The sequence below is a fragment of the Streptomyces yaizuensis genome, assembly GCF_034961445.1.
GTDB lineage: Bacteria > Actinomycetota > Actinomycetes > Streptomycetales > Streptomycetaceae > Streptomyces > Streptomyces yaizuensis.
Genome location: NZ_BSBI01000013.1, coordinates 98,177 through 123,702, shown reverse-complemented (window position 1 = coordinate 123,702; position 25,526 = coordinate 98,177). Strand labels below are relative to the sequence as shown.

General features: G+C 74.1%; 26 protein-coding genes. 25 read left to right on the top strand and 1 reads right to left on the bottom strand.

All coding sequences use genetic code 11. The features are described 5' to 3' along the window. The first annotated feature begins 59 nt into the window (after positions 1 to 59). From SYYSPA8_RS27905 to SYYSPA8_RS27860, 10 genes are all read left to right on the top strand, one after another. The gene (locus SYYSPA8_RS27905; RefSeq protein ID WP_323450122.1) at positions 60 to 542 is read left to right on the top strand and encodes a hypothetical protein; all 483 of its coding nucleotides are present in this window, start codon (positions 60 to 62) and stop codon (positions 540 to 542) included. Then, positions 539 to 751 (top strand): DUF5999 family protein, encoded by a 213-nt coding sequence (locus tag SYYSPA8_RS27900; protein WP_323450121.1) that lies wholly within the window; start codon positions 539 to 541, stop codon positions 749 to 751. The genes SYYSPA8_RS27905 and SYYSPA8_RS27900 overlap by 4 nt, the downstream gene beginning before the upstream one ends. Positions 752 to 854: 103 nt before the next feature. Further along, on the top strand, positions 855 to 1,391 hold the full coding sequence (locus tag SYYSPA8_RS27895; RefSeq protein ID WP_323450120.1) for a hypothetical protein: 537 nt from the start codon (positions 855 to 857) through the stop codon (positions 1,389 to 1,391). Between the two features lie 440 nt (positions 1,392 to 1,831). Continuing rightward, a complete protein-coding gene (locus tag SYYSPA8_RS27890) occupies positions 1,832 to 2,464 on the top strand; it encodes a hypothetical protein (protein ID WP_323450119.1) in 633 nt (210 codons plus the stop codon). 120 nt (positions 2,465 to 2,584) lie between these two features. Next, positions 2,585 to 4,093 (top strand): hypothetical protein, encoded by a 1,509-nt coding sequence (locus tag SYYSPA8_RS27885; RefSeq protein ID WP_323450118.1) that lies wholly within the window; start codon positions 2,585 to 2,587, stop codon positions 4,091 to 4,093. A 342-nt stretch (positions 4,094 to 4,435) separates the two neighbouring features. Then, entirely contained in the window at positions 4,436 to 5,932 is a 1,497-nt protein-coding gene (locus tag SYYSPA8_RS27880; protein ID WP_323450117.1) for a sensor histidine kinase, read from the top strand. After that, positions 5,929 to 6,345 (top strand): roadblock/LC7 domain-containing protein, encoded by a 417-nt coding sequence (locus tag SYYSPA8_RS27875; protein ID WP_323450116.1) that lies wholly within the window; start codon positions 5,929 to 5,931, stop codon positions 6,343 to 6,345. Before SYYSPA8_RS27880 ends, SYYSPA8_RS27875 begins: the two co-directional genes overlap by 4 nt. 41 nt (positions 6,346 to 6,386) lie before the next feature. After that, on the top strand, positions 6,387 to 6,719 hold the full coding sequence (locus tag SYYSPA8_RS27870; protein ID WP_323450115.1) for a DUF742 domain-containing protein: 333 nt from the start codon (positions 6,387 to 6,389) through the stop codon (positions 6,717 to 6,719). Between the two features lie 28 nt (positions 6,720 to 6,747). After that, the gene (locus tag SYYSPA8_RS27865; protein WP_323450271.1) at positions 6,748 to 7,296 is read left to right on the top strand and encodes a GTP-binding protein; all 549 of its coding nucleotides are present in this window, start codon (positions 6,748 to 6,750) and stop codon (positions 7,294 to 7,296) included. A 20-nt stretch (positions 7,297 to 7,316) separates the two neighbouring features. Beyond that, entirely contained in the window at positions 7,317 to 8,003 is a 687-nt protein-coding gene (locus SYYSPA8_RS27860) for a GAF domain-containing protein (RefSeq protein WP_323450114.1), read from the top strand. Here SYYSPA8_RS27860 and SYYSPA8_RS27855 read toward each other — a convergent pair. Beyond that, positions 7,944 to 9,167 (bottom strand): acyl-CoA dehydrogenase family protein, encoded by a 1,224-nt coding sequence (locus SYYSPA8_RS27855; protein ID WP_323450113.1) that lies wholly within the window; start codon positions 9,165 to 9,167, stop codon positions 7,944 to 7,946. The genes SYYSPA8_RS27860 and SYYSPA8_RS27855 overlap by 60 nt on opposite strands. A gap of 521 nt (positions 9,168 to 9,688) precedes the next feature. Between SYYSPA8_RS27855 and SYYSPA8_RS27850 the strand changes: the two genes are divergently transcribed. The 15 genes from SYYSPA8_RS27850 to SYYSPA8_RS27780 all read left to right on the top strand — a co-directional run bounded on the left by SYYSPA8_RS27850 (position 9,689) and on the right by SYYSPA8_RS27780 (position 24,880). Then, positions 9,689 to 9,925 (top strand): hypothetical protein, encoded by a 237-nt coding sequence (locus SYYSPA8_RS27850; protein ID WP_323450112.1) that lies wholly within the window; start codon positions 9,689 to 9,691, stop codon positions 9,923 to 9,925. Next, positions 9,922 to 10,818 carry an NUDIX hydrolase gene (locus tag SYYSPA8_RS27845; RefSeq protein ID WP_323450111.1) on the top strand — a complete coding sequence of 299 codons (897 nt, stop codon included), beginning with the start codon at positions 9,922 to 9,924 and terminating at the stop codon, positions 10,816 to 10,818. The genes SYYSPA8_RS27850 and SYYSPA8_RS27845 overlap by 4 nt, the downstream gene beginning before the upstream one ends. Continuing rightward, positions 10,815 to 11,249, top strand: coding sequence for a hypothetical protein (locus SYYSPA8_RS27840; protein ID WP_323450110.1), 435 nt, complete (start codon positions 10,815 to 10,817; stop codon positions 11,247 to 11,249). Before SYYSPA8_RS27845 ends, SYYSPA8_RS27840 begins: the two co-directional genes overlap by 4 nt. A 74-nt stretch (positions 11,250 to 11,323) precedes the next feature. Continuing rightward, positions 11,324 to 12,142, top strand: a complete 819-nt coding sequence (locus SYYSPA8_RS27835; protein WP_323450109.1) for an SAM-dependent methyltransferase — start codon at positions 11,324 to 11,326, stop codon at positions 12,140 to 12,142. After that, positions 12,139 to 12,606, top strand: coding sequence for a LuxR C-terminal-related transcriptional regulator (locus SYYSPA8_RS27830; RefSeq protein ID WP_323450108.1), 468 nt, complete (start codon positions 12,139 to 12,141; stop codon positions 12,604 to 12,606). Before SYYSPA8_RS27835 ends, SYYSPA8_RS27830 begins: the two co-directional genes overlap by 4 nt. Before the next feature lie 163 nt (positions 12,607 to 12,769). Further along, on the top strand, positions 12,770 to 13,162 hold the full coding sequence (locus SYYSPA8_RS27825; RefSeq protein WP_323450107.1) for an STAS domain-containing protein: 393 nt from the start codon (positions 12,770 to 12,772) through the stop codon (positions 13,160 to 13,162). Positions 13,163 to 13,248: 86 nt separating this feature from the next. Then, positions 13,249 to 13,533 (top strand): helix-turn-helix domain-containing protein, encoded by a 285-nt coding sequence (locus tag SYYSPA8_RS27820; protein WP_323450106.1) that lies wholly within the window; start codon positions 13,249 to 13,251, stop codon positions 13,531 to 13,533. Between the two features lie 156 nt (positions 13,534 to 13,689). After that, entirely contained in the window at positions 13,690 to 14,808 is a 1,119-nt protein-coding gene (locus tag SYYSPA8_RS27815; protein ID WP_323450105.1) for a cytochrome P450, read from the top strand. Further along, positions 14,805 to 15,023: a hypothetical protein gene (locus tag SYYSPA8_RS27810; RefSeq protein WP_323450104.1), complete on the top strand. Its 219-nt coding sequence runs from the start codon at positions 14,805 to 14,807 to the stop codon at positions 15,021 to 15,023. Before SYYSPA8_RS27815 ends, SYYSPA8_RS27810 begins: the two co-directional genes overlap by 4 nt. Before the next feature lie 101 nt (positions 15,024 to 15,124). Next, on the top strand, positions 15,125 to 15,712 hold the full coding sequence (locus tag SYYSPA8_RS27805; protein ID WP_323450103.1) for a hypothetical protein: 588 nt from the start codon (positions 15,125 to 15,127) through the stop codon (positions 15,710 to 15,712). Positions 15,713 to 15,967: 255 nt separating this feature from the next. After that, positions 15,968 to 16,834, top strand: a complete 867-nt coding sequence (locus SYYSPA8_RS27800; RefSeq protein ID WP_323450102.1) for a helix-turn-helix domain-containing protein — start codon at positions 15,968 to 15,970, stop codon at positions 16,832 to 16,834. A 577-nt stretch (positions 16,835 to 17,411) separates the two neighbouring features. Then, complete coding sequence (locus SYYSPA8_RS27795; RefSeq protein ID WP_323450101.1) at positions 17,412 to 18,137, top strand: 2'-5' RNA ligase family protein; 726 nt, start codon at positions 17,412 to 17,414, stop codon at positions 18,135 to 18,137. Between the two features lie 229 nt (positions 18,138 to 18,366). After that, positions 18,367 to 21,171, top strand: a complete 2,805-nt coding sequence (locus tag SYYSPA8_RS27790) for a tetratricopeptide repeat protein (protein ID WP_323450100.1) — start codon at positions 18,367 to 18,369, stop codon at positions 21,169 to 21,171. Positions 21,172 to 21,257: 86 nt separating this feature from the next. Continuing rightward, on the top strand, positions 21,258 to 22,340 hold the full coding sequence (locus tag SYYSPA8_RS27785) for a CPBP family intramembrane glutamic endopeptidase (RefSeq protein ID WP_323450099.1): 1,083 nt from the start codon (positions 21,258 to 21,260) through the stop codon (positions 22,338 to 22,340). Next, positions 22,337 to 24,880, top strand: a complete 2,544-nt coding sequence (locus tag SYYSPA8_RS27780; protein ID WP_323450098.1) for a DEAD/DEAH box helicase — start codon at positions 22,337 to 22,339, stop codon at positions 24,878 to 24,880. Before SYYSPA8_RS27785 ends, SYYSPA8_RS27780 begins: the two co-directional genes overlap by 4 nt. The last annotated feature ends 646 nt before the right edge of the window (positions 24,881 to 25,526 follow it).

Here is a 25,526-nt window from a genome sequence, read left to right as displayed (position 1 = left end):
CCAGTCCTGTCCGTCTCTTTGTGCACTGTGCTGTGTCTGGAGTGATTCTTGTGGTGCATGTGATCTCTGCTGCCGTCCTGGCCGCCAGTGGGCCGCCCCCGCTCCCGCCCGGCGGTGTCCTGCGGGCGGGCGGCGCCGGGGCCGGGTCCCGAACGGGCCGTGCGTGCGGGCCCGACGGTTTCGACCTCGCCGAGGATCTGGCCCGGCGGATGACGGGCTTCCTCCTGGAGGACGACGAGGGCCCGATGCCCATCGGCGCCGACCAGGCCCCCGGGCTCATGAAGGCACTGGCCGGGATCGCGGAGCTGTTACTGCGCCACCCCCTGCTCCTGCTCCGTGTGCGCGGGGCGGGAGGCGAGGACGCGGCCGCTCTGGCCGAGCAGACCCGCGAGAAGGCCCGGCGGCAGGTGGCCCCCGGGGACATGGCGGCCGTGGTGGCACTGGTCCAGCTCGCGGAAGCCGTGCAGGAGCTCCTCACCCACATCCGTCCCGCACCCCGGGCGACCGGGCACCTGCTCCTGCTCCCCGGGGGTGCGCGATGACCGGCCCCGCCTGCCCGCACACGCCGCCGTGCCCGGAGCCGGACGCGAAGAACGGCGCGAACGCCCACACCGTCACCTGTAACACGGTCCAGGGCTGGGTTCTTTTGTGCAACGGGGTGCTCCTCTTCGACGACACCGGGGCCCTCCTGCCCGACGGCCAGATCATCGCCCCGCACCGGCCCACCGGCACGCGGCAGGTGGCCGCATGACCGGCACACCGCCCCACACCGCCCCGGTACCGCCCCGCGTACGGGACCGCGCCGCAGGGCCCCGCCGGCCGCTCACCGCCGCTTACTTCTCCCGGAGGCCCCTGTGAGCACCGCTCCTTCGTCCTGGCCTCCCGGCCCGGGTGACGCGTCGGCGCTGGAGGCCGCGTACCGCGAGGTCCTGGGCTGGCCGGTGACCCACCGGCCCGCGAGGGTCCGGTTCGAGGAGGCACTGGAGCCTGGTGATGCGGGTGATGTCCACCTGGGCGTCTTCTGCGACGTGTTCGACGCGGTCGTGGTGCCGTCCGTGGTGGCCGGTCTCCTCACCCGGACCGCACCGGACGGTACGCCCGCCCCGGCCATGGCCCTGGACGCCGAGTGGACGGCGCTCCTGGTCCGGCCGGGCACGGGACACCGCATGGTCCAGTGCGGGGGAGCGGTATTGACGGGCGCGGACCAGTGGCTGGCGCTCCCGCCCGCGGGCGGCCGACGGTGGCTGGTCCCGCCCTGGCACCCGGACCGTCCCGAACCGCTCCCCCTCTACGACCCGAGCCCCAGCACCCGCAGCGCCCCCGGGACCCGGCCTCCTGCGGGCGCGCCGCTGCCCCGGGCTGCCGGCGGCTACCGGGGCCGGCCGCCGTAGCGAAGCTACGGGCCGTACCGGCACGGGCCCGGCCCCTTCTGCGGGGTCCGGCCATCCGCAGCCGCGCCGGTACGCGCCCCTTCCCGGGGGATCCGCCGTCCGCCGTGTCCCGCGCCTCCTTGAGGGTGGGGGCCGGGCCGGGTGTCCGGCGGAGGAGCGTCCGCTCCCGGTGCCTGCGCGCGGGACCCGCACATCCCGGCGCAGGCACCGGCCCCCACCCCCTTCAGGTTTCCCGCGCCGTGACAACGGCGGCGCGGGCCAACGCCACCATTCGACGCGCCTTTTATGATGATTTGGAGTGGTTCATGTCTGCGGTGTTCGGGGGGTGCCCGGGGCCGTGCGCCGGTGGATGGATCCGCCGATTGCTGTTCCGGTCCGCCCGTACGGTCTCCGGCCCGGTGTGCGGCGGCGAAGCGGCTGGCCGCGGCGTTGCTCCCGCCGTGCGTGCCGTCGTGCCGCGGGGCCCGGTGCCGGTCGCGGCGGTGGAGGACCTGTGGGACGTGCGTCCGGACGACCTCGCCGCGGCGGGTGCCGCGTGCCGGCGTCTGCCGGATCGGCAGCCGCTGAGTCCGGCGCTCGTGACGGATCTGACGAGCCGTGCACGGACCGCGCGGGACTGGCGGGGCGACGTGCAGGAAGAGGACGGTCACGGTTCGCCGTCCCCGCGCGCTCTGCTGACCGCGTCTCATGCGCGGGCGCTGCGGCGGATCGTCGAGGTGCACGGGTGGCCGGGGTTCCGGCTGGTCGGGGTCGAGGGGTCGCTGGCGGCGTTGGAGATCGCGCTGCTGTGCGGGGACGGACCGTTCCTGCGGCGGCTGCTGCGGGGCATCGAGGTCGCGCTCCGGGAGCAGGACGCGGTGCCGGTGTTCGGGGCACTGCTGCACGACCGGGCGTGCGTGCTGGACGGGCAGCACCAGTGGTACGGATCTCAGCAGTGGGCCGGGGCGGAGCCGGGCGTGCTGTGGACGGTGGAGGCGCCCGATCTGCTCGCCGAGCGGCGTGCCGGCGTGGGGTTCGCGTCCCTGGAGGGAGCGGTGTTCCATGACGCGGCCGTGCGGACGGCCGTCGCCTGAGACCGCCGGGCCCTCGCGTCTGTTCTGCCTGTTTCCTCTCTTCGGGCGTTCTGTCCCGTTTTCTTGTTCGTACTCATGGGTCCCGCCCGGTGGCGGGGCTGAGGAAGGATCGTCTCGCTCATGCACCCGCCCGACACGACGCGCCCGCCGACGCTGCTGGACGCGCTGTTGGACAAGTATCAGTGGACGCCGTACCGGGTGTTCAGGGCCCGGTTCAAGGAGGCCGGGCAGAACGCCGCGCGGAAGCTGAGGAACAGCCGGCTGCGGGGTCTGGATCTCACGGAGACCACCTACCGGCGCTGGCGGCAGGGGACACAGGAGCCCACCGGCGACTTCGCCACCGTGCTGGAGTTCCTGTTCGGCATCGAGGTGAAGAAGCTGCTCCAGCCGGCGCCGGTGAACTGGGAGTACACCGCTGTGCGGGATCTGGATCCGCAGACCCTGTCGGCTGCATACCAGGTGGACCGCCGGATGCCGACGTCGTCGCTGTTCCTGACGGCGCCGCCCGGGGGCGGGGGCCTGTGGCATCTGCACGGCGGGGACGCGGGTGTGTTCGACGGGACGCAGGTGGCCGTCGCCGCGTACGAGGCGCGGCCCGGTGCCGGCGGGGCCGTGATCGGGGACGAGGACCTGGACCACGTGCGGATGTTCACCCGGCCCGCGCGGCGGGGACTGGTGCTCGGGTCGCTGAGCGGGCGGGGCCGTGACGTCTTTCACCTGATGGACGGCACGGCGGCACGGGAGGCGACGGCGCTGCCCTTCGTGCGTGATCTGACGGTGCCGGACGCCTACCGGCTCGATGACCTCACCTACGCGCTGGTGTGGGCGGCGCTCTGCTTCGACGACTGGCTCCAGGCCGACGACGTGCTGCTCACCGCCGAGCGGGAGCGGCTGGAGCACGGGGCGGTGGGGCGGACGGGTTTCGCCCGGTCGGCGCTGCCGGGACTGTCGTCGGCGGGCGCCGTGTGGCTCGGGTCGCATGTGTGTGCGGTACACGCCGAGCGTCACCTCGCGGACTCCGGCGGCGGGGTGCCGGTGCTGTGGTCGCAAGTCCGCAGCGGGCCGGAGGCCGCGGCCTGGCTGCTGCTGAGGGACCGGCTGAGGGTGCTGGAGCTGCTGCGGCCGCCCGGCGGGACCGGGCAGGGACAGATGGCGGTGTGTCTGCCGGAGAAGGCGGTGGGGGGCAGCGAGCCGTACGAGCGGATGCTGCTTTTGCTGTTCGCCGCGCTGCTGGAGTCGCGGGGGATCGTCATATCGGTCTCCGACGACCCGGCCTATGAGGTGATGGAGGAGGTGCTGGTGGCGGAGCGCATGGCGGTGGTGGGGAACTGGGTGCCGCGGGGGGACGGGATCTGCGCGGCCGCGACGGCGGAGGACCCGGCGCGGGTGGCCCTGTACGCGGGGGCGGTCGCCCACGCGCGGGCCCACAGCGTCATCGCGGCCGGTGACAGCACCGGCCGGCTGCTGCGGCTGGCCGCCTATCTGGACCTGGACGCCGGAGGGCTTGCCGGGCGGTGCCGCGAACTGACCGCGTCGGGCATCGGGGGCCTGGTGCGCACGCGCAGTCATCTCCTGCACATGGGCGGGCTTGAGGCTTCCCTGTCCCGGCTCGCGGACCTCTCACGATGAGCCGTCGGGGTCCGGTCGCCGGGTGGGCGGTCACCGGTCGGATCGCCGTCGCCCCCGGCCCCGGGCGGCCTACCCGGTCGGGTGACCGCGCAGCGCACGGGCCGTACGGGGCTGCTGAGCTGTCCGGGGGCGACCGGGAATCGACCGGGCCCGGGCGTGGCGGCGACCGGGCCATTGCTGCTGTAGTGCCCCGACCCCCTCGGCACCGTCCGCGCCGTCGCGCCTGGACGGGCCCGTGCTCCTCCTTGTCGTTCCCCTGTCACCTCTTGAGGCATGCAATGTCCCCTTCTTTCTCTCCGCAGGCTCTTGGCGGGCTGGCCGGCGCCGGTGACGGGCAGCGGCATGGCTGAGCCGCGTACCCCGCGGGCACGCCACCGCCGCCGCGCGGACTTGGCCCGCCCTGCGGTCGTTGCTCCCGCCGTGGTGTCGCTGGCCGGGACCATCGGCGCCGCCGGACTGTCGCTCACTGCCCCGCACGTTCTGCCGCCGGCGGCCGCGTGGACGCTGGTGACGGGCTTTGGTGGTGCCGCGCTGCTGGTCTCCTGGCGGCGGGCCGCCCGCATTTCTCCCCCACCGTCCTCTCCATCCCCTGTTCCCGCGCCGCCGCCGGAACACGAGCAGGACGTGGTCGGCCGTCTGCTGGCCCTGGCCGAACAGGGCCGCTGGGACGTGAGCCATCTGGCGGGGCGGATCCAGCGGGGCGAGCAGCCCGCGGTGCCCCGGCCGCGCCCGCTGCCCGCCGGGGACGGGCCGCTCGCACAGCTGGAGCGGCTGCTCGTGCGCGGCCAGGACGAGGCGCTCGCGGTGATCGCGTCGGTGGCCCAGGACCGGCGGACCGCAGCCGCGGTCCCCGGCCAGCAGGTCGACATCCTGGTGCACATCGCCCGCCGCCTGGAGGTCCTGGTGCTGCGCGCGCTGGAACAGCTCGACCTGATCGAGCGGTCGGTCGAGGATCCCGACGAGCTGGCCCAGCTGTTCGCCCTCGACAACCTCGTCACCCTGCTGCGGCGCTCGATCGAGAATCTCGCGGTCCTCGGCGGGGGAAGCCCCCGCCAGATCCGCAACCCGGTCGAGATCCAGGAAGTCCTGCGCACCGCCATGGGAGAGACGGCCCAGTACGCCCGGATGAAGGTCACCTCCTGCCCGCCGGGCACCATTCCCGGATTCGCCATGGTCGAGATCGCGAACATGCTCGCCGAACTCCTGGAGAACGCCTCCGACTACTCCCACCCCAGCACACCGGTGGAGATCCGGGCGCAGCGCGCCGAGGACGGCGGTCTCGCGATCGAGATCGACGACCGGGCCCTGGCGATGGCCGAGGGCCAGCTCGAACGGATGAACGACCTGATGGCGCACCCGGAGAACGCGGACCTCACCGGCCAGCTCCGGGAGGGCCGGACCGGGCTGATCGTCGTCGCGATGATCGCCCGCCGTCACGGCGCCACCGTGCACCTCGCCTCCCGCACCGACGGGCCCGGCCACCGCGCCACAGTGACCCTGCCCCCGCGCCTGGTCACGACGCCGCCCCCGGACGCCGCCCCTCACGAAGCGGAGCGGGTTCCGGTGCCTGCGGCATCCGCTCCCGCACCGGTGCCTCACGCCACAGCCCCAAAGCGGCCCGGCCCGCGTCCGTCCCCGCCCGGCCCGGCCCTCCTGCCCGCCCGTACGCCGGGGCGCCGCGCCCTTCCGGTCCGCACAGCGGCACCGCCGGAACCCGTGGCCCCTGAGCCCGCCCGCGAGCCGGTGTCCGGGCGCGGACTCGCCGATTCCGTCGCTGCGGCCGAGGTGCTGCGGGGCGCTGCTCTGTCCGTTCCACCGACCCAAGGAGAATCGCGATGACCGACACCGGCGCCGGCAATCTGGCCTGGCTGCTCGAAGGGTTCGCCACCAGCGCCCCCGGCACCATGGGCGCCCTGGTCACCAGCAACGACGGGCTCCCCCTGCACCTGCACGGATTCACCCAGGAGGGCGCCGAGCGAGTCAGCGCCATCGTCAGCGGTCTCGCCTCCCTGGGCCGCGGTCTGGACCGGATCCCCGGCCTGGACCTGCCCTCCGGTGGCTCCCTCGAACAGGTGGTCATCTACCACGGGAACGGCCGTCTCCTGGTCGGCCGTGCGGGCGACCAGGCGATCCTGGCCGTTCTGACCCGCCCCGACGCGGAGATGTCCGTCATCGCGTACCAGATGGAACAGCTCGCCGCCCGGCTTCCCCAGCACCTGGGCACCAGCGTCCGCCGGCCCAAGGCCGGATGAAAGGCCGCCCGGACAGCCGGCCCTGGGTCGAACAGGACGCCGTGACCCCACGGCTCTACACCCTGACCCAGGGCCGCACCAGCGCCCCGGCGGGGCTCGGCCGCGACAGCCTCGTCATCGCCAACCCCGGCCTCCGGCCGGCCCACGGACTGCAGAGCGAGCACACCCGCCTGCTCGGCCTGTGCCAGAAGGACCCGATGCCGGTCGCCGAGCTGTCCGGACGCCTCCACCTCCCGGTCCAGACGGTGAAGATCCTCATCGGTGACCTCCTCGACGTCCGGCTCCTCGTCCAGCTGTCCGACCGGCCGACCCCCGCGTCCGCCCCCGACGTCGACCTCATGGAGCGCGTCCTTGCCGGCCTCGAACGCTACTGACCCGGCCTGTGCCTACGGCATCTACGACATGGTCCCCGTCCGGCTGGTGATCGCCGGACCGTTCGGTGTCGGGAAGACCACCTTCGTCCGCGCGGTCAGCGAGTTCGAACCCCTGCGCACCGAGGAGTACCTGACCGCCGCCGGCGAAGGAATCGACCATCTGCGCGGCCCCGAACCCAAGACCACCACCACCGTCGTGATGGACTTCGGACGCATCACCCTCGCCGACCAGGGCCTGATCCTGCTCCTGTACGGGACCCCGGGCCAGGAGAGGTTCCGGTTCGTGTGGGACGACCTCGCCAAGGGCGCGCTCGGCGCCGTGGTCCTGATCGACACCCGGGACCTCGCGGCCAGTTTCGACGCGGTCGCCTTCTTCGAGGAGCGGCGCCTGCCGTTCGTCGTGGCGGTCAACGAATTCCAGGACGCCGACCGCTACACCCCCGGCGAGATCCACCACGCCCTCCAGCTGGCCACCGACGTGCCCGTCCTCCTGTGCGACGCCCGCCACCGCACCTCCGCCCACCAGGTGCTGCTCACCCTCGTCCGCCACACCCTCGCCCGCGCCCGCGCCCTGTAACCACCCTCCGGGAGACCCTGTTGCTGTTCGACCCGCGCACCAGCCTGAACCAGATCCGCGTCATGCTCGCCGCCACCCCCGCTCGCATGGCCCGGCTACGGGCCCTCGGCCTCACCGAACCGGCCCCGGCCGCCCGGACGGCGTTCGACGCGTTCGCCGCCGACGTCGCCAGGCGCACCGGCATGCTCGTGTCGATGCTCAACCTGATCGGCGACGAGCAGCACTTCGTCGGCCTTCACGCGCCCACCCACACACCCGACGGCCGCCCCTTCCCGGCGGTGGGCCGCACCATGTCCCTCGACCATGGTTACTGCTCCCTGGTCGTGGACCGCGGCAAGGCGCTCACTCTGCCGGACGTCTGCGTCAATCCGCGCCTGGCGTTCAACGAGGCCGCGAACCGCATCGGTGTCCGCTCCTACGTCGGCGCCCCGGTGACCGAACCGGGCACGGGAGTGATCCTGGGCACGGTGTGCGCGATCGACATCGTGGCCCGGCCCATCGAGGACGGCCGGCCCCTGTGGCTCCTCATGAAAGAGATCGCCGGGCAGGCCCAGGAACTCGTCATGGACCACACCCGTCCGGCGGACCCCGCCCGGCTCCCCCCGCGCCCCGGTCACGAGCCGGGCCAGGGCGAGCCCGGCGACGGCTCAGGCCGGCACGGCGGTCTCCTCCTGCTCCCTCCGCACCACGCCCCGGACGGCCGGTGAAAGCTGCCGCGACCACGGCTCGCCCGCCAGCCCCATCGACATCTGGGCGAGCCGCAGGCGCTGCACGTCGGACGTTCCGGCCGGGGCGAACAAGTGCAGCACATCACGCAGATGCCGCCCGGCCGGCCGTGAGGTGAGCAGGCCCGCCGCCGCCTGGATCTCCAGCGCCTCGCGGGCCGAGTCGACCGCCGAGTCGACGCCGATGAGCTTGGCGTTCATCAGCTCCGCGTCGCAGTCCAGCCCACGGTCCAGCAGGTGCACCGCGTGGTAGGCGGCCAGGCGGGCGGTCATCAGCCGGGAGGTGATCCGCCCGATCCGGTCACGGACCACCGGCTGCTCGTGCAGCGGCCGGCCGTAGCGTTCACGCTCCGCGCAGAAGCGCACGGTGTCCTCCAGGATCGCCTGGTGCACCCCCAGCGCCACCGCGGTCAGGTTCGCCCTCCCGTAGAGGATGCTGCTGGAGTAGGCCACCTTCAGCCCCTCGCCCTCCCGGCCGATCCGGTTCTCCACCGGTATGCGGCACCCGGTGAAGACGAGCTCGCCGAAGCTGAACCCGTGCAGTCCCAGCGCGGGTTCCTGCTCGGCCACGGCGAACCCGCCTTGGCCGTTCTCCACCAGGAACGCGGTCAGACCGCGCGGGCCCGGTCCGGTCCGGGCCACCACCCCGTGGACATCGCCGACATGCGAGTTGCCCACGTACACCTTCCGGCCGGTCAGCACGTAACTGTCCCCGTCCCGGACCGCGGTGGCCAGCATCCCGGCGACGTGGCCCCCTGACTCATGCTCGGTCACCGCGATCGTCGGCAGCACCTCACCGGCCGCGACCCGGGGCAGCCACCGGCGCTTCTGCTCCCCGGTACCGAAGTGGAGCAGCTTGGCGACCCCCAGCTGCGACGCCTGGACCATGGCCCCCATCGCCCCGCTCGCCCGCGCCAGCTCCTCGACGATGACAGTCTTCGCCACATGTCCCGCGCCCATCCCCCCGTACTCCCTCGGGATCGTCGCCCCCAGCCAGCCCTGCTGGGCGATCCGCCGCGACAGGCCGTGGTGCACCCGGCGCTCCGCCTCCATCTCCGCAACCCGGGGCCGTACCTCCCTCTCGGCGAAGTCCCTCACCCGCTCTCTCAGGATCCGGTGCTGCTTGGTGAGAAAGTAGGCGTCCATCCATCACTCCCCAACTCATGTCGTGGCCGCCCCCGCCCGCCGCATACCAGAGGACGTTCACGGCGAGGCGGGCGCGGGGGCTCGTTCCCGGGCGAGCACACCGTGCCCCGCAGCCACCCGTCGCCGCACCCTTGGCCCGCGGTCGGATCCCCGTCGTCCACCGCGCCCCCGGCAGCCGCCCGCCCGCGCGCGCCCCGCGACCGGCACCGGCAGATGCCCGGGCGACCGGGAAACGACCGGGCATGGCGGTGGCGGCGACCGGTACCCCGGGGGCACAGTGTGCCTCCGGCCCGGCGGCGACCCCGTCCACCCCCGTACGGGACCGCACTTCCCGGGGAAGTGCGCGCCGCCGGGCCCCCACCGGGCGCCCCGCGCCCACCACCCCTTGATCTTTTCCTCACCGGCTCCTGGAGCCCTCCGTGTCCTTTCCCGCACTCTGCCCCCCGACCGTCCATGAGCTCCCACCCCGGCCCCGCCTCGATCCTGCGGCCCCGCGCCTGCCGCGGCAGGCCGCCGCCTCAGTGCCCGCCCCGGAGATCGCCCGGGAACTCCGCGTCTCACCGGTCACGGTCGCCAGCCGGATCAGCGCGCCGCGCCACGGTGACGACGTCACCGCGCGCGGCCGCGCCCAGCTCGCCGCAGCCGCGCTGCTGACCGACAGCGCCCACTGCCGCCTGACCCATGGCCGGTTCCCCGCCCTGTCCCTGTCCGCTTTCGCCGCCGGGCATCCGGCCGCCGGCCGCGGGAGACAGCCGTGACCACCACCCCACCGGCCCTGGTCTCCCTACCGGACCTGTTCCCGGACTCCGGCCCCCGGCTTCTCGGCGCCGCCTGGGACAGCACCACCCCGGCCCAGGTCCGCACCGGACAGCACACGGACGCCGTCCATCTGCCCGCCGCGCTCGCCGACCCGCTGCTCACCGAACTCGTTCGCCTCAACGCACGGGCGGGTGCGATCTGGGCCGAGGGCACCGACCTCTACATTCTGGTCCCCACCCCGGGATCACACGACTGGCCGGAGCCCGGCCGCCGCGTCAGCGGCCCCTGGCTCACCCTCCCCGCGCACCCCGACCACCCCCAGACCGGACACCTGCGGTGGATCCACCATCCCGACGCCGGCCCCGCCCTGACCGACCCGGCCGCGCTCCGGGCAGCCCTTTGTGCCCTCGCAGAGACCGTTCCCCAGAAGGACCCGATGACCACACCCACGACACCGGCGCCCCCTGCCCCTGCCGGTTCCGGTGCCGCCCGGGGTGTGGCGGTCGCGGTGATCAGCGACGGCCACCGGGCCCTGGTCGTCCGCCGCCGGCACCCGGAGAAGGGCCTGACCTGGCAGTTCCCCGCCGGGCGGATCGAAGCCGGTGAGAGTCCCGAAGAAGCCGCCGTCCGCGAGGCGCTGGAGGAGACCGGCGTCACCGCAGCCGCGGGCATCCCTCTGGGCGAGCGGATCCACCCCGACACCGGGATCCACCTGTCCTACATCGCCTGCACGCCCGCCCCGGGCAGCGGCCCGGCCCGTATCGCCTCCCCCGAGGAGATCACCGCGCTGGCCTGGGTCGACCACGCCGACCTCTCCGGCCTGTTCGACAGCGCCATCCACGAAAGCGTCCTGCGCCACCTCGGCCTCACCACCACCGCGGACAGCCCGTGAACGCCTCCCTCCTCACCCGCCCGGCATACGGCCCGGCGCAAAGCCACCGGATCGCGGTGGCCGAGCTGTCCCGGCGGCGGGCCGAGCTGAACCGGGCGACCACCACCCACGTGCTGCGGATCGAGCTGTACGTCCTGACCCGGCCCGGCCGCGATCCCGCCCCCCACTTCGCCGAACTCGACCACCTCGCCGCCCTCTCCTCGTGGGAGATCACCGGACGGCACACGGACGACAGCGGCGACAGCGACCCCGCCTTCCGGCCCGGCTGGGCGCGCGCCGTCCAAGCGTGCGGGCCCGGCCGCGCCCACGGCATCGCCGCCGTCAGCCAGGTGACCATCAGCCCCCACCCCGACTGGTACGGCCGGGCCCTGGAGCAGCTGCACGCGGCGGGCGCCGGGCTGTACCTCCTGCGACCCGAAACCCATCTGTGACCGCCCGCCCGCGCCGCGCCCCCGGCCCCCGGGGAACGCCGCCTCTCCCTCCGAGCCCTCTGTGGAATCCGCGCATGCACCAGATCTCCGGCAGCGACCCCGCCGCCACGCCCGATGACGCCCCGCGGCCGGCGTCGCAGAGCCCGGCCGCCACCTCCGCCCGCCTCTACGAGAGCGACCGGGACGTCGCCCTCCAGATGACCGGACTCGGTCTCGACCCGGCTCTGATCGCCCGCGCGAACCGTCGGTTCGTCGAACGGACGGTCCGCCGCCTGGCCGGGCAGGGCATCACCCAGTTCCTCGACATCGGGTGCGGACTGCCCCCGGAGAACGGGCTGAACACCCAGCGGATCGCCGAGTCCGTCCACCCCGGCACCGCGCGGACCCTGTACGTGGACAACGACCCGATGGTCCTGGCACAGGCCGACGCCCTGATGCGCGGTGAGCGCGAGGACGCGACCGCGGCCGTCCTGGGCGACGTGGCCGAGCCCGGCGCGGTCCTGGACCTGATCCCCTCCCACCTCGACCCCGCCCGCCCCGTCGGACTGCTGCTCGCCGCCGTCCTGCACTACGTCGTGGACGACCAGACCGCGCGAAGCAGCGTCCAACGGCTCACCCACGGCCTGGCCGACGGGAGCGCCGTGGTCATCAGCCACATGACCGACACGTACGCCCCCGGGGCGATGCGGCGGGCCGAGGCGGTGCTCCGCAGGGCCGGAGTCGGGGCCCGGATCCGCCCGGAGAACATGATCCGGGAGTTCTTCGACGCTCTGGAGCTCGCCGATCCCGGGCTGGTGCCCGTCAACCGGTGGTGCCCGGACGACGACGTCGAGGCGGCGTACCCCGTCTCCGACATCCACGTCCTGGGCGGCCTCGGACGGAAGATCCGGTGAACGCCCGCAGCCGCCATGAGGACGGCCTGCACACCACCAGCCTCACCCGCGGGGAGATCACCGTGCTCGGCCATCTCGCCGAAGGCCGCACCCAGCGGGAGGCCGCCGCGGCGCTGAGCGTGGCCGTGAGCACCGTCGCCGGCTACCTGACCAGCGCCGCGAACAAGCTCCTGACCTCCCGGGCGGCGGCCACCTTGCACGCCGCCATCATCGCGGGCCACCTCCCCGCACCCGAATACACTGGCCCGCCGGTGGAGTTCACCAACGAGGAGCGGCACCTGTGGCAGACGTTCGCCACCGCTCCCACCAAGACCGCTGCCGCCACGGCCCTGGGCCTGTCGCCAACGGTGGTCTCCTCACGGCTCGACGCTCTGATGAGCCGTGCCGGGGCGCGGAACCCCGCGCACTTCATCGCCCTCGGCCACACACACCGGGTTCTTTCCGAAGCCGGACCCGCGTCGTGACCGCGCCGACGCCCCGCGACCGTACCGGCCGGGGCACGGACGCCGCTGTGCGGTCCCGGGTCCGGCCGGAGCAGCAGGCCGGCGCACAGACCGTGACCGCGGTTCCGGCGGATGGCCTTCGGCCCCGCGCTGGGGCTGGGGCGCCGGAACGGGCGGTGCGGGGGTGACCGTGCTGGACAGCATCACGATCACCAGCGAAACGCGCTGCGGGAGCACCGTGGTCACCGTCGCGGGGGAGATCGACGTCTACACCGCCCCGGCCCTTCGTGACCGGCTCGCCGAGGCGGCCGCCCGTACGGAGCGGGACGTGGTCTGCGACCTCAGCGCCGTGACCTACGTCGACTCCACCGCGATCGGCGTCCTCGTCGGCGCGTTCAAGAAGGTCCGCACCCGGCCCGGGCAGCGGGAGATGCGCATGGTCGCCCCCACGGATCCCGTGCGCACGGTGCTGCGACTCACCGGCCTCGACCGTGTCTTCGCCCTGCATGCGACCGCCGACGACGCCCTCGCCGCCGTCCCGCCCGACCCTCCGCCCGCGAAGGACCCTTCCCCGTGAACCACCCCGCACCCGCCCCCAACCGTGGGCAGCGACGCCCCGCCCCCACCCGGCCCCCTTTCTTTTCACGTCCTGAAGGCACCCTCATGCCCCCGACCACCGACACCCTGCCCGTCTTCCCACGCGGCCTCCTCCGGCCCGCGGAGCGGGAGGCGTTCGCCGCCACCGTGCTGGCCGCCTACCGGACCCGGTCGATCCGCGCCATCGCCGGCCGGACCGGACGCTCCTACGGCTCCGTCCACGCCGTCCTCGCCGACGCCGGCGTCCTGCGCCCCCGAGGACATCCCGGACGCCCCTCGGCAACCACACCCGCCCCGTCCCAGCGCCTCGCCGGCTCATCCCGGGACCGGCGCAGACGCACCCGCTCCTGAAACCAGAGGCAGAACACGGACCGGCACCGTGCACACCCCGCGCACACCGCCGCAGCTCTCCGCCCGACCGGACCGACACCCGCCCGCCGCACCCCTCCTGCCCTGCCCCCGGGCTGCCCGGCCCTCCGTCCCGAACCGCTCCCGCACGAGGACACCGTGACCCCCTCCTCCAGCGCCAACCTGCTCGATGTGCGGGCCCTGGCCGACCCCTACCCCCTCTACGAGGCGTTGCGCGCCACCGGCCCCGTCATCTACCTGGAGCACCACGAGGTGTGGGCGGTGACCGGACACCGCGCCATCCACACCGCCCACCGTCTGGGCACCCTGACCCGGCAGGCCGTCACCGGCCCCGGCCACGACCCCCGACCACACCGGGACCGGCACCGCACACCCCACCCGGAGACCGGCACGACCACCGGGCCGGGTATCGGGCCGGGGGCCGGCGGGCGTGCCCGGCAGGTGCTGGAGGAGAACACCCACGCCGGTGTCCTCGACGCCGCAGCATGCGCGCGGCAGTTCGCCGCGGGCACGGTCATGGCCCTCGCCGGCCTCCCCGCAGGCGCCGCACCGCGGCTGCCCCCGGGCCGCCCCGCAGCCGCGGCCCTGACGTCCGCCCTGCACACCACCCCTGCGCCCACCAGCGGTTCACCCCTCACGGGAACAGATCCCGGCGCACCAGGTAGGCCCACGGGAGCGGACCAGGGCCCGCCCCCTGATGTGCTCTGCGCCCTGGAGCATCTCGACACCACGATCGCGGGGCTCACCGAGACCATCTGGCAGCTCGCCCACCACCCCATCCAGTGGGCGGCGCTGCGGGCCGCGCCCGCCCGCCTGGCCCGGGCCGCCCTCGCCGAGGCACTGCGCCGCGAACCACCCCTCACCCATGAGGCGTTCACCACCACCATGCCCACCCGGCTGCCGGGGGTGCGGATCCCGGCCGGACAGGTGGTGTGGCTGCTGTACGGGGCGGCGGGACGCGACCGCAACGTCTGGGGACCGGACGCAGACGCCTTCAACATCCACCGCCCCCACCCCCACGATCCGCTCGCACTGCGGCCGCCCGGCCTCTGCCCCGGAACTGAACTGGCCTTGGAGCAGGCTGTATCCCTGCTCGGGGCGCTCGCCGGCCAGGCCCGCGCGCTCGCCCCCGCCGGTGATCCGGTCCGCATCCCCGGACCATTGCGCACCTACGCGTTCGCCCCGGTCACCACCCGCCCGACCTTCGACCCGGACCCCGGGCCGGGCCGGGGGCCGGAGGCGGGAGCGGGCCCGTGAGAAACCCGTCCCGTACCTGGGCGCTGACAGGTCTCGCGGCGGCGTTCGGCGTCCTGCTCGTCCTGTATGCGCTCCCCGGCACCGCGCTTCCCGGCACCGACACCGGAACCGGGCCCGGTCGGGGCGGGTGTGTGTGCTGGCCGGCCGTCCGGGACATCCTGCTGGCCGCGTTCACCGCTGTTGTCCCGCATCTCACCGGCACCGGACCGCCCTGACCCCCGGGCCCGCGACCGGGCCGTCCCGAACCCCCTGATCCCACCTTGTGCTCCCCTCCATCCCTGGCCTGCGTGCCAGCCGACCGATTCAGGAGTTCCTTATGTCTGCCACCACCTCATCCGCTACTTCTCCTTCCTCTTCCTCGCCCGTCAGCGATGTTGTGCTGCCGGATGTCCCCGAACTCGCCCCGGCCGTACTGGAGCTGCTGCGAGTGACGGCCGCCGGGGCCACGCACGAGGAGGTCAAGGACCATCTCGACGTCACGCCCCACGAGCTGGGCCCCCTCATCCGGCAGCTGGGGAACGCATTCGCCGTCCAGAGCCACGTCCACGCGTCCGGTGTCGGAGTGCTGCACGGTCTGGTCACCGCCGAACATGTACCGATGCCCGGCACCGTGCCGCAGGTCCACCCCGAGGACGAGCCGGTCCTGCTCGCGGCCCTGCGCGGCGCAACCGCCGCGGACATCTCCGACGTCACCGGTCTTCCTACCGGCCAGGTGGAAGCGGCACTGACCCGGCTCCAGGAAGCGTGCGGTGGGCGCAACCGGGCCCATCTCACCGCCGTCGCCGTCCTGACCGACCTGGTCACCTGCGACGCGGCCGACCCCCGCTTCCCAGCGGGTCTGCGCCTGTCCCAGCTCGCGCCCCTGCGCACCCCCGCAAACGCCGCCACCGACGTGCCGGCCTGACCGGCCGTTCCCGGAGAGCACCCCGTCCCACGATGACATCCCGTGCCCCGCGGCCGCGCCCTCGCCGGCGCGGCCGCCGGTGGCGACCGCGTCACCGCCCGGGTGGTCGCCGTCCCGTGACCCGCCCGCTGCTTCGTCCGCCTGCAGACACAGGCGCCGGTGGTGGGTCGTGGTCGGCCCACGCCGGGGGCCCACGCGACCCTGTGCCCCTGTTTTTCCCGTCTGCCCGCTCCAGTACCCCAAGGACCCGGCCCGATGAACTTCACCGAACCGCCTGAGGAACGGCGTTTCCGGAGCGGACCGCTGTCCGCCGCCGAGGCGGAGGTGTTCGCCGCCGCCGTCATCACCGCCTACACCGAGGACGGTAAGAGCATCCGGGTCATCGCCAGGGACACCGGCCGCTCGTACGGTGCTGTCCAGAGGGTTCTGGCCGGCGCCCGCTCCGTGCGTGCCCCACGCCGCCCTCCGTCCGCCGACGAAGCGGCAGCGTTCGCCGCTACCGTGATCACCGCCTACACCGAGGACGGTAAGAGCATCCGGGTCATCGCCAAAGACACCGGCCACACCTATCGCGACGTGCATGACGTCCTGGACCGTGCGGGCGTCGTGCGCCGGCAGCTCCTTTCCCCGGCCGAGGCCAAGGTCTTCACCACCACGGTGATCACGAACTATGCCGAGCACGGCTGGAGCATCCATGCCATCGCGAAGGACACCGGCCGCTCCTCCCGCACCGTCCACCGGGTTCTGTCCGATGCGGGAGTACTGCGCCGCCGGCGGCGCCGGCGCCTGTCCGGCGACGAGGCGAAGGTGTTCGCCGCCACCGTGATCACCGCCTACAGCAAAGGCCGCAAGAGCATGCGGGCCATCGCGAGGGACACCGGCCGCACCTACAACGAGGTCCGCCTCGTCCTGGTGGACGCGAACCTCGTGCGCCGGCTGCGGCCTTTCGCCGACGAGGCGAAGGTGTTCGCCGCCAAAGTGATCACCGCCTACACCCAGGACGGCGCCACCATCCGGGTCACCGCCGCGCGTACGGGCCGCCCCCTCAGCGCCGTCCACCGCGTCCTGGTCCGCGCCGGGATCCCGCGCCGTCCCCGCCAGGGGACGCGCAAACCCGGGTGACCTGCCCCCGTCACAGCAGGTGACGCCGGCACCACCCCCTGGCATCCCGACTCCCGTGAGAGACCCCGTGACCATCCCGCTCACCGCCGGCACCTGGCCCGTGCCGGCCGACCGCGCCACCGCCGTCCGCACACTCCTTCAGGCCATGGACGCCTGGCACTGGGACCCCCTGCAACTCCCCGGCCCCGCCGAAGAGGAGGAGGCGGGGCCGCTGACCGTCACCCTGAGCAGGGCCACCCGACCACGGCCAGGACAGCACGGACCAGCGGCGTTCTCGCCCGGACCTCCCGCCCGCCCTCACCCTGTCCCCGAACTCACCCCGGTCCGCGTACGACGTCTGCACCCGGGCCGGCCCGCCGGAGCGCGCCGGGGACCTTGGTCCCGCGCTGGGGGAGTTCCTCACCCAGGTCCTCACCAGCACCAGCACCAGCCTCGGGCCGGGCGGGGCGGGGTGCGGGTCAGCGTGCATCGTACCGGCGCCGGGTTGTCCCGTCTTCCTGCGTGTCGACCGGACCTCTATCCACATCTGTCGCACGTCACCGTCGGGGACCAGGGACGTTTCGAGAGAGGAAAGTACGTGGACGACTTCTTCGCACGGGTCGAGAGCCGCACGCACGCCTGGCCGGCCGGGCGCAGGGACCTGCACTGGCTGGTCATCCCCGACACGGACTTCGCCCGCCGGCACCTGTACGAGCCGTACCGTGATCTCGCCCACCATCCCGGCCTCCACCCTGTGCGGCCGGAGTGGATGCACATCACCGTCCTGCACGCCGGCCCCGAGGACAGCGCGACCCCCGCCGAGATCGCCCGGCTCATCGCCGAAGTCACTGACCGCACGGCGGACATCGGCGCGTTCGACCTGGTGCTGTCCCGCCCAGCCATCGGCACCGTCGCCATCGAGAGCACCGGGCACCCCGGCGCGCCGCACCAGCGGCTGTGGAGGATCGCCTCGGAGGCGCAGCGTGCGGTGGTGGGCGGGAGGTGGCCGCTGATTCCGGAGGTGTCGTATCCGCATCTGTCCCACGCCTATGCCGGGGAACGCGCGCATCTCGCCGACCGCACTGTCCTGAAGGCGCTGCTGGCGGATCTGCCGGGCGACCCGGTCACGATACCCGTCACGGCACTTACCCTTGTGGCCGAGTGGCACACCCGCAGGGAGATCCTGTGGGACGTCATAGCCGAGGTGCCCCTCACGGGGCCATCGCGTCACCCGGGGGCAGGGGCGCGGCTCGATGGTGTTGCGGGCCGCCCGCCGCTTTGGCCTGTTGGTGTGCCAGCTGCCCGGCCCGGAGGCGGGACGTGAGGGCGCCGACGCTCCGGGGCCACGGGCTGACGCAGTCCCTCCGCGGTAGCGGAGGGCCGTCCCCGGGGGCGGTCGCTTGTCCGAGGACTTGGCGTCCACGGTCCGTGCGAGGGGCTGGCCGGAGTCCTCACGGCCCCTGCTCTGCTCCTTCCCACGAATGCCCGGCGAACCGCCCTCTTGTCAGTCCTTTCCTGGGAGAACTGTGCACTCCACCCAGCCCGCTCGCCCCGTGTCCGACATCTCTGGCGGGGACGGGGACGATCCCGGCTGCCCGGAGCGGGCGCTGCGGCTGCTGCGGTCCCTGGGCGGGCAGCACGCCGCCCGGTCACCGGTCGTCGCCGCCCGCCATCTCGGGACGGTGCGCGAGCACATCCGGCGCTGGCTGCCCACCGCTCACCGGCGGCGTGCCGAGGCGGCCCGTTCCCTTGCGGATCGTGCCCGCTGGGACGCCCTGATCGCCGCCACGGTTCCGGCCGTCGACCCCGGTGAGCCGCCCCTGACGCATCTGACGGTGGAGCGGTTCGCGCTGCGCGATCTGCTGCGGGCCATCCGTGACTCCCGGCCCCCGTACATCCCTGTCGCGGTTCTCGCCGACCGTGTCCGTGCCGGCGTCGCCGACGGCACTTATCCTCCCGGCCCGCTGCGGCTCGGATATCTCGCCGAACACCTGGGCGTGTCCCTGTCGCAGGCCCGGCTCGTCATCGCCGATCTCCTGACCGAGGGCACCCTCAGACGGGACCGCGGCGGCTGCCTGGTCCCCGGAGCCCGGTTCTGCCCGGGCCCGGCCGTTATGCGGGGAGCCGCCGGCACGGCGGTCGGCCCGGTGGTGTTCCCTCCCCCCGCCGGGGCGGGCATGAGCGCGCTGCCGGCCCCGGGGCGCAGTGACAATCGTGTGGGGGGCGTGGTGCATGGTCCGGTCGTGCAGGCCGGGCACATCGGGAGTGTCCACTTCCATGCGCCGGTTGCGGCCGGGCCGCCGGTTCCCCGGCAGGTGCCTCCGCCACCCGGTACGTTCACCGACCGCACCGCCGACCTGGAGGCCCTGACCGTCTTCGCCCGGCAGACTGGAGTGGCGGGGGTGCGGATCGTCGTCCTTCACGGCGTGCCCGGCGTCGGCGCCAGCACCCTGGCCGCCCGGCTCCTGGAGGAACTGCGGGAGGAGTTCCCGGGCGGGCAGCTCTACGCCGACCTCACCGGCCCCGACGGCCACCCCGCCGGCACGGGCGAGCTGCTCGGGTATCTGCTGCGCTCCCTTCACCCCGGCGAACTGCCCTCCGGTATCCGGGAGCGGGCCGCGTGGTGGCGGTCGGCGACCGCCCGGCAGCCGGTCGCGCTGCTCCTGGACCACGCCCACACCGCCGACCAGGTCCGTACTCTGCTGCCGGGCGGCCCGGGTCACCTGGTCGTGGTCACCAGTCCGCGGCTGCCGGCCGACCTCGCGCGGGACGGAGCCCTGCTCCACCCCGTCACCCCGCTCGCGCCGCCCGACGCCGCAGCGCTGCTGGCCAGGATCGCCGGACTGGGCCGGACCGGCGGCGACCCGGGCGCTGTGCGGGCCATCGTCGGCCTGTCCGCCGGGCTGCCGCTCGCCCTCGGCATCGCCGGGGCCGCCCTCGCCGCCCGGCCCGACCAGTCGGTGACCGAGACGGCGGCCGCGCTGTCCGCCACCGCACACACCGCCCCGTCCGACCGCGACGACCGTTTCGGAGCCGCCGTGAACACGTTCCTCGACCACGCCCACCAGAGCCTTCCCGCGCCGGCCGCCCGCGTCTACCGCACCCTCGGACTGCTGTTCAGCCACGACACCGACACGGAACTGACCGCCGCGGCCTGCGACCTCACCCCGGACGAGGCGCGCCAGCACCTGGACACGCTGGCCCGCGCGGGTCTGCTCCACCACGGCGGAGGGGACCCGCAGCGGGGCGAGGTGTTCGTTCTGCACACGGCCGCCCGCGCGCACGCCCGCCGGGCCGCCGAGGAGAGCGGCACCGCCGGGGAGCGGGAGGAGGCGGTCCGCCGGGCGCTGGACTGGTACCTCAGTGTGCTGACCGCCGCCGAACGCCTCCTCACCCCCACCCACCGCCACCTGCCGCGGACCTACGCCCACCCGCCCCAGGCACCGGTACCGTTCACCGGCACGGACGGGGCCGGAGCCTGGCTGAACGGCCACCGCGACAACTTCCTGCCGGCCGTCCGCGCCGCCCACGGCCTGGGGCTGCACGCGACCTGCTGGCAGCTCGTCCACGCCCTGTGGCCCCATCTCCGGCTCGTCCACGACTACGCCTTGTGGATCGAGGCCCACACGCTCGGACGCGAAGCCGCCCGCGCGGACGGGCACCGGCTCGCCGAACGCGAACTCCTCAACACCCTCGGCATCGGGCTGCGCGGCGACGCCCGGCACGCGGAGGCGATCACCGCGTTCGACGACGTCCTCGCGCTCGCCCGCGAAGACGGCGACCAGCGCGGCGAAGCCCAGGCCCTGCACGACCTCGGCGCCACCCGTCTTGCCGCCGACGACCCCCGCGCGGCCCGCCCGCCGCTTCAGGAGGCACGGGCGCTGCGCGCCGCCCTCGCCGGTAATGCGGCTGCGTCCGGCGACGAGGCCGGGGCGCGGACCTTCCGGCGCGCGGTGGCCCTGAGCGACACCGCCCTCGCGCAAGTGGATCTCGACGCCGGGGCTGCCAGGGAGGCGGTCGGCCGGCTGACCTCCGCCCGGGCGGCGCTCCGGGAGATCGGCGACCGGGTGGACGCCGGGCGGGCCCTGGCGTGGCTGGGGCGCGCGTACGCCGCCGCCGGTGACGACCCGGCCGCCGTCCAGGCCGGCGAGCGGGCGGTCGACGAGTTCACCGCCCTGGGCGTGGTCCGCTGGCACGCCCGCAGCCTGGAACTCCTCGCACTCACCCACCAGGACGCTCACCGCCCCGCACCGGCCCGTGAACTCCTCGAACAGGCCCTGACGCTCTACACCCCGGTCAGCCGCCGGGACGCCCAGCGCATCGCGACCCGCCTCGCCGCCCCCGACCCGCGGCCGTGACCACCCCGGAACCGCGCGCCGGGAGTCCGGAGCCCGCCGTTCCACTGTCATCCGCCCGACCGACCGGAAAGAACACCAGCCCGCCCATGTGGAACCCGAACGGTCACGCCCCCGGGCATGACACCCTGTCTGCCGCACACGCCTACGGTGATGTGGTGCGGCTGCTCGCCGTCGCCGCCACCCCCATGCTGTGGAGCTCCGGCCTCGCCTTAGCCCGCCTTCTCGGCGCCGAACCGTCCTCCCGGTGGACGGCATACGGCAACACCCTGGTCCACACCGGAGCGCCGGTGGGGGCCGGGATCTGGCTCCTCGCCCTGATCGCGACCCGCACCTGCGGCCACCGCGCCCCGGCCCGGCTCGGCCGGCTCGTGCTCGCCGCGGCGGTGGCCGCCGCCGACGTCACGCAGAGCGTGACCTCTGTCAACGGCGGGGCGGTGACCCCGTTGCGGCTCGCGTCGGCGGTCCTGCTCGCCTGGCTGGCCGGTGAACTGCTGACCGCGCGCGGCATCGGCCCGGGCCGTGTCGGTCTCACCCGCCGCCCCGAGGGCGGATCGGCCGGTGACACCTGGCTCGCGTACCTGGCCGCGCTGGCCGTCACCGGGGCCGTGACCGCCTTCCTGCGCACGCACGGCCCCGGACCCGTCCCCCGGCAGGGCCAGGAGGCCGCGCTCGGCTACGACGGCACCACGGATCTGCTGTTCAGCATCCCGTGGGGGGTGGTGGCGGAGGAACTCGTCGTCACCGCCTGCGTGATCACCCTTCTGCGGGCTGCGGGCCGACCGGTATGGGAATGGGCTGTGATCCCGGTCGTCGTCCGCGTCGCCGGCCACCTCTACCTCGGCACTCCCGCCCTCGCCCAGCTCATCCTCGCCACCGTGGCGGTCTGCCTCTTCGCCCGCCACCGCCGCATCGTCCCCCTCCTCGCCGCCCACGCCCTCTACAACACCGCCGCCCTCATCGGCCTGTGGAGCATCGGGGCCGGCCTCCTCATCGGATGCACGATCGCCCTCCGGGAAGCCATCGTGCGCGTCGGCACGAAGGCGCCCGGGAAGTCAGAGAAGTCGGGCCACCACCCGGCACGCTCCACCGCCGTCCCCCGGCCCCGCCTCGACCAGGCCACGGGCACCAGCACCCCGTCCGCGTCGTCCGAGGACGGAACCCGCCCGTGAACACCACTACGCCGCTGTGGGCACACCAGGAGGAAGCGGTCGAGGCGGTGTGCTGCGCGCTGCGGGAGACGGTGCGCACCCTGGTGGTGATGGCGTGCGGGAGCGGCAAGACGCGGGTGGCGTTCGAGGCCGCGGGGGTGCTGGCCCCGTCGGAACCGGTGCTGATCGTGGTGCCGACGCTGGATCTGCTCGCGCAGACGCTGGGGGCGTGGCAGGGCGCGTCCGGGCGGGAGGGGCTGGGCCGGGTGGTGGCGGTGTGTTCGGACCGGGAGGTGATGGACCGGGACACGCGGGCGGATCTGACGGCGCTGGAGGTGACGGTCACCACCGATCCGGCGGAACTGGCCGGTGTCCTGTCCGGGCCGGGGCGTGTGACCGCGGCCGTCACCTACCAGAGCGTTCCCGTGCTGGTGGCCGCGCACCGTGACCACGGCGCCCGGCCGTGGCGCTTCGCGGTGGTCGACGAGGCGCACCGGTCGGCCGGTGTGCAGGGCAGGAAGTGGTCGATGGTGCACGACCAGGTGCTGGTGCCGGTGGAGCGGCGTCTGTATCTGACCGCCACGCCCCGGATCACCACGGGCGAGGGTGGCGAGGACGGTGCCGTCATCAGCATGGACGACGAGAAGATCTTCGGCCGGGTGTCCTACCGGCTGCCGTACGCGCGGGCCCGTGCCTTGGGACTGCTGGCGGGTTACCGGGTGATCGTGGCGGTCGTCACCGACGCCGAGGTGCGGCGCCTGGCCCTGGCCGGGGAGCGGGATCCGGAGGTGTTCAGGGTGGGCCGCACCGCGGTCTCGGCGCCGATGCTGGCCAGGCAGATCGCCGTCCTGCGGGCGATGGACGAGTTCGGTATCCGGCGGCTGCTCACCTACCACCACCGGGTCCGCGACGCCCGATGGTTCGCCAGGACCCTGCCTGCCGTCGCCGCCCTCCTCCACCCCGGGGCCGGGGTGGAGCTGGTGACGGACTGCGTGCACGGGAAGCAGTCCGGGCGGCAGCGGCGGCAGATCCTGGAGCTGCTGCGCCCGGACGGGCCCCAGCGGGTGGTGATCTCCAACGCGCGGGTGCTCGGCGAGGGCGTGGACACCCCGGCGGTGGAGGCGGTGGCCTTCGTCGACGGACGGGACAGCGCGATCGACACCGTGCAGGCGCTGGGGCGGGCCATGCGGCTGGACGGGACACCGGACAAGACGGCATCGGTCATCATCCCGGTGCTGCTGGAGCCCGGCCAGGATGCCGCGACCGCTCTGGAGTCCTGCGCCTACAAGACCGTGTGGCGGGTCGCTCAGGCGCTGCGGGACCATGACGACGAGCTCGCCGCCTACTTCGACCAGCGGCGGATACTCCTCGGCCGCGGCAGCGGCCCCGGCACGGCGGACGAGCTGCCCGCGTGGCTCCACTTCAGTGGCGCCCCCGTCCCGGCGTCGTTCGCCGCCGCGATCGGCGTCCAGATGGTGCGCCACGCCAGTGCCGCGTGGGAGGAGTACTACGGCGCGGCCAAGGAGTGGACGGAGCGGCACGGTGACCTGAGCGGTCTGCAGGTCTCGGTCATCACACCGTCGGGGCTGCGGTTGGGGGACTGGATCGTCCGCCAGCGTGACCTCGCCGCCCGGGGAAAGCTGCCACCCGACCGCTACCGGCGCCTGGACGCGCTGGGCATGGTCTGGGACCGGCACCGGGCCGCCGAGGTGCGCTACCTCGCCGCCGCACGGGAGTTCCACCGCGAGCACGGTCACCTGCGGGTCCCCACCGCCTACCGGACCCCGGACGGGGAACCGCTCGGCGACTACCTCTCGCGCGTCCGTCTGGGCGAAACCCCCGTCACCTGCGAGCAGAAGGCCGATCTGACCGCGCTCGGCATGCGATGGAAACGGCACGCGGACGAAGCCTGGCAGCGCAACATGGCGGCCGCGCGCGCGTTCCGGGAGCGGCACGGTCACCTCCTGGTCCCCGCGAAGTACGTCACCGACGACGACCCCCCGATCCGCCTGGGCGCCTGGTTCAACAACCTCCGCACCCGCCGCGACGCCCTGACCGCCGAGCAGAGGCGGGAACTCGACGACCTGGGCATGGTGTGGGACGTCAACGCCCACCTGCGGCAGCGGTACCTGGACGCGGCCACCGTCTACTACCAGGAGCACGGCAACCTCCTGGTGCCCCAGAGCTACCGCACCCCAGCTCCCGACCATCTCGGCCTCGGGACCTGGATCAGCGAACAGCGCCAGCAATACGCCAAAGGGACTCTCACCGCAGAACAGATCGCGCAGCTCGAAGCCATCGGCATGGTCTGGGACCTCAAGGCGTACCGGTGGAACACCCATCTGCGGGCGGCCACCGTCTACTACCAGGAGCACGGCAACCTCCTGGTGCCCCAGAGCTACCGGACCCCGGCTCCCGACGACCTCGGCCTCGGGACCTGGATCAGCGAACAGCGCCGGCAATACGCCAAAGGGATCCTCACCGAAGGGCAGATCGCGCGGCTCGAAGCCATCGGCATGGTCTGGTCCGTCCACCGCCAGCCGGGAGGGCGCCGTGGCTGACCCGCCGCCCCGGCGCCGTGCGGGCTCCCCACGCCCCCGACGACGACCCCCGGGGCCGTCCGGGACCACATCCTCCAACGCCTCTTCCCCGCCTGGAGGCCGCCCCGGGTTCACCGCCCGGCGACCCGTTCCCGTGCTCACCCGGCCGGCCACGCGGCGTGCGGGAAACCCGTCCGTCACACCGGCATCGGCCCCGGCGTTTCGGCCACCGCGCAGCCCGGCGCCGACCCGTGCCGGGCACGGGTCGGTGGCCACTGCAACCCCGGGAATTCGCTTGTCCATGCGGTTCCCGGCCCGGCTCAAAGAGTGCGTTCGAAAGCGGGGGCCCGGTCGTTGACCCGGACACCCCCAGCACTCCGCCCCACCCACTGCCCGGTCTGCGGGCAACCGTACCGACGGCCGCCCCGCATCCCGGGGCCCGGCCGACAGACGAGGAGAGCACGCCTGTGGCGCTGAAGACCAGCACATCCCCATCGCCCGAACGCCGGGGCGGACTGTGCCCCCGGCCGGAAGGGAGCCGGCGATGACCGAGGCGCACAGCACGGCGGACCAGGCCGCCGGACCAGGGTGTGTCCCGCCTCCTCGGCCGGCACCCGCCCTGCCTCTCCCTCCGGCACGGGTACCCGCCGGCCCGGACGACGACGGC

Excerpts from the sequence above, each read along its gene's own strand:
- SYYSPA8_RS27855 (WP_323450113.1), bottom strand. The coding sequence starts at position 9,167 with ATGGACGCCTACTTTCTCACCAAGCAGCACCGGATCCTGAGAGAGCGG.
- SYYSPA8_RS27900 (WP_323450121.1), top strand. The coding sequence starts at position 539 with ATGACCGGCCCCGCCTGCCCGCACACGCCGCCGTGCCCGGAGCCGGAC.
- SYYSPA8_RS27885 (WP_323450118.1), top strand. The coding sequence starts at position 2,585 with ATGCACCCGCCCGACACGACGCGCCCGCCGACGCTGCTGGACGCGCTG.
- SYYSPA8_RS27880 (WP_323450117.1), top strand. The coding sequence starts at position 4,436 with ATGGCTGAGCCGCGTACCCCGCGGGCACGCCACCGCCGCCGCGCGGAC.
- SYYSPA8_RS27875 (WP_323450116.1), top strand. The coding sequence starts at position 5,929 with ATGACCGACACCGGCGCCGGCAATCTGGCCTGGCTGCTCGAAGGGTTC.
- SYYSPA8_RS27785 (WP_323450099.1), top strand. The coding sequence starts at position 21,258 with ATGTGGAACCCGAACGGTCACGCCCCCGGGCATGACACCCTGTCTGCC.
- SYYSPA8_RS27805 (WP_323450103.1), top strand. The coding sequence starts at position 15,125 with ATGTCTGCCACCACCTCATCCGCTACTTCTCCTTCCTCTTCCTCGCCC.
- SYYSPA8_RS27835 (WP_323450109.1), top strand. The coding sequence starts at position 11,324 with ATGCACCAGATCTCCGGCAGCGACCCCGCCGCCACGCCCGATGACGCC.
- SYYSPA8_RS27865 (WP_323450271.1), top strand. The coding sequence starts at position 6,748 with ATGGTCCCCGTCCGGCTGGTGATCGCCGGACCGTTCGGTGTCGGGAAG.
- SYYSPA8_RS27800 (WP_323450102.1), top strand. The coding sequence starts at position 15,968 with ATGAACTTCACCGAACCGCCTGAGGAACGGCGTTTCCGGAGCGGACCG.
- SYYSPA8_RS27820 (WP_323450106.1), top strand. The coding sequence starts at position 13,249 with ATGCCCCCGACCACCGACACCCTGCCCGTCTTCCCACGCGGCCTCCTC.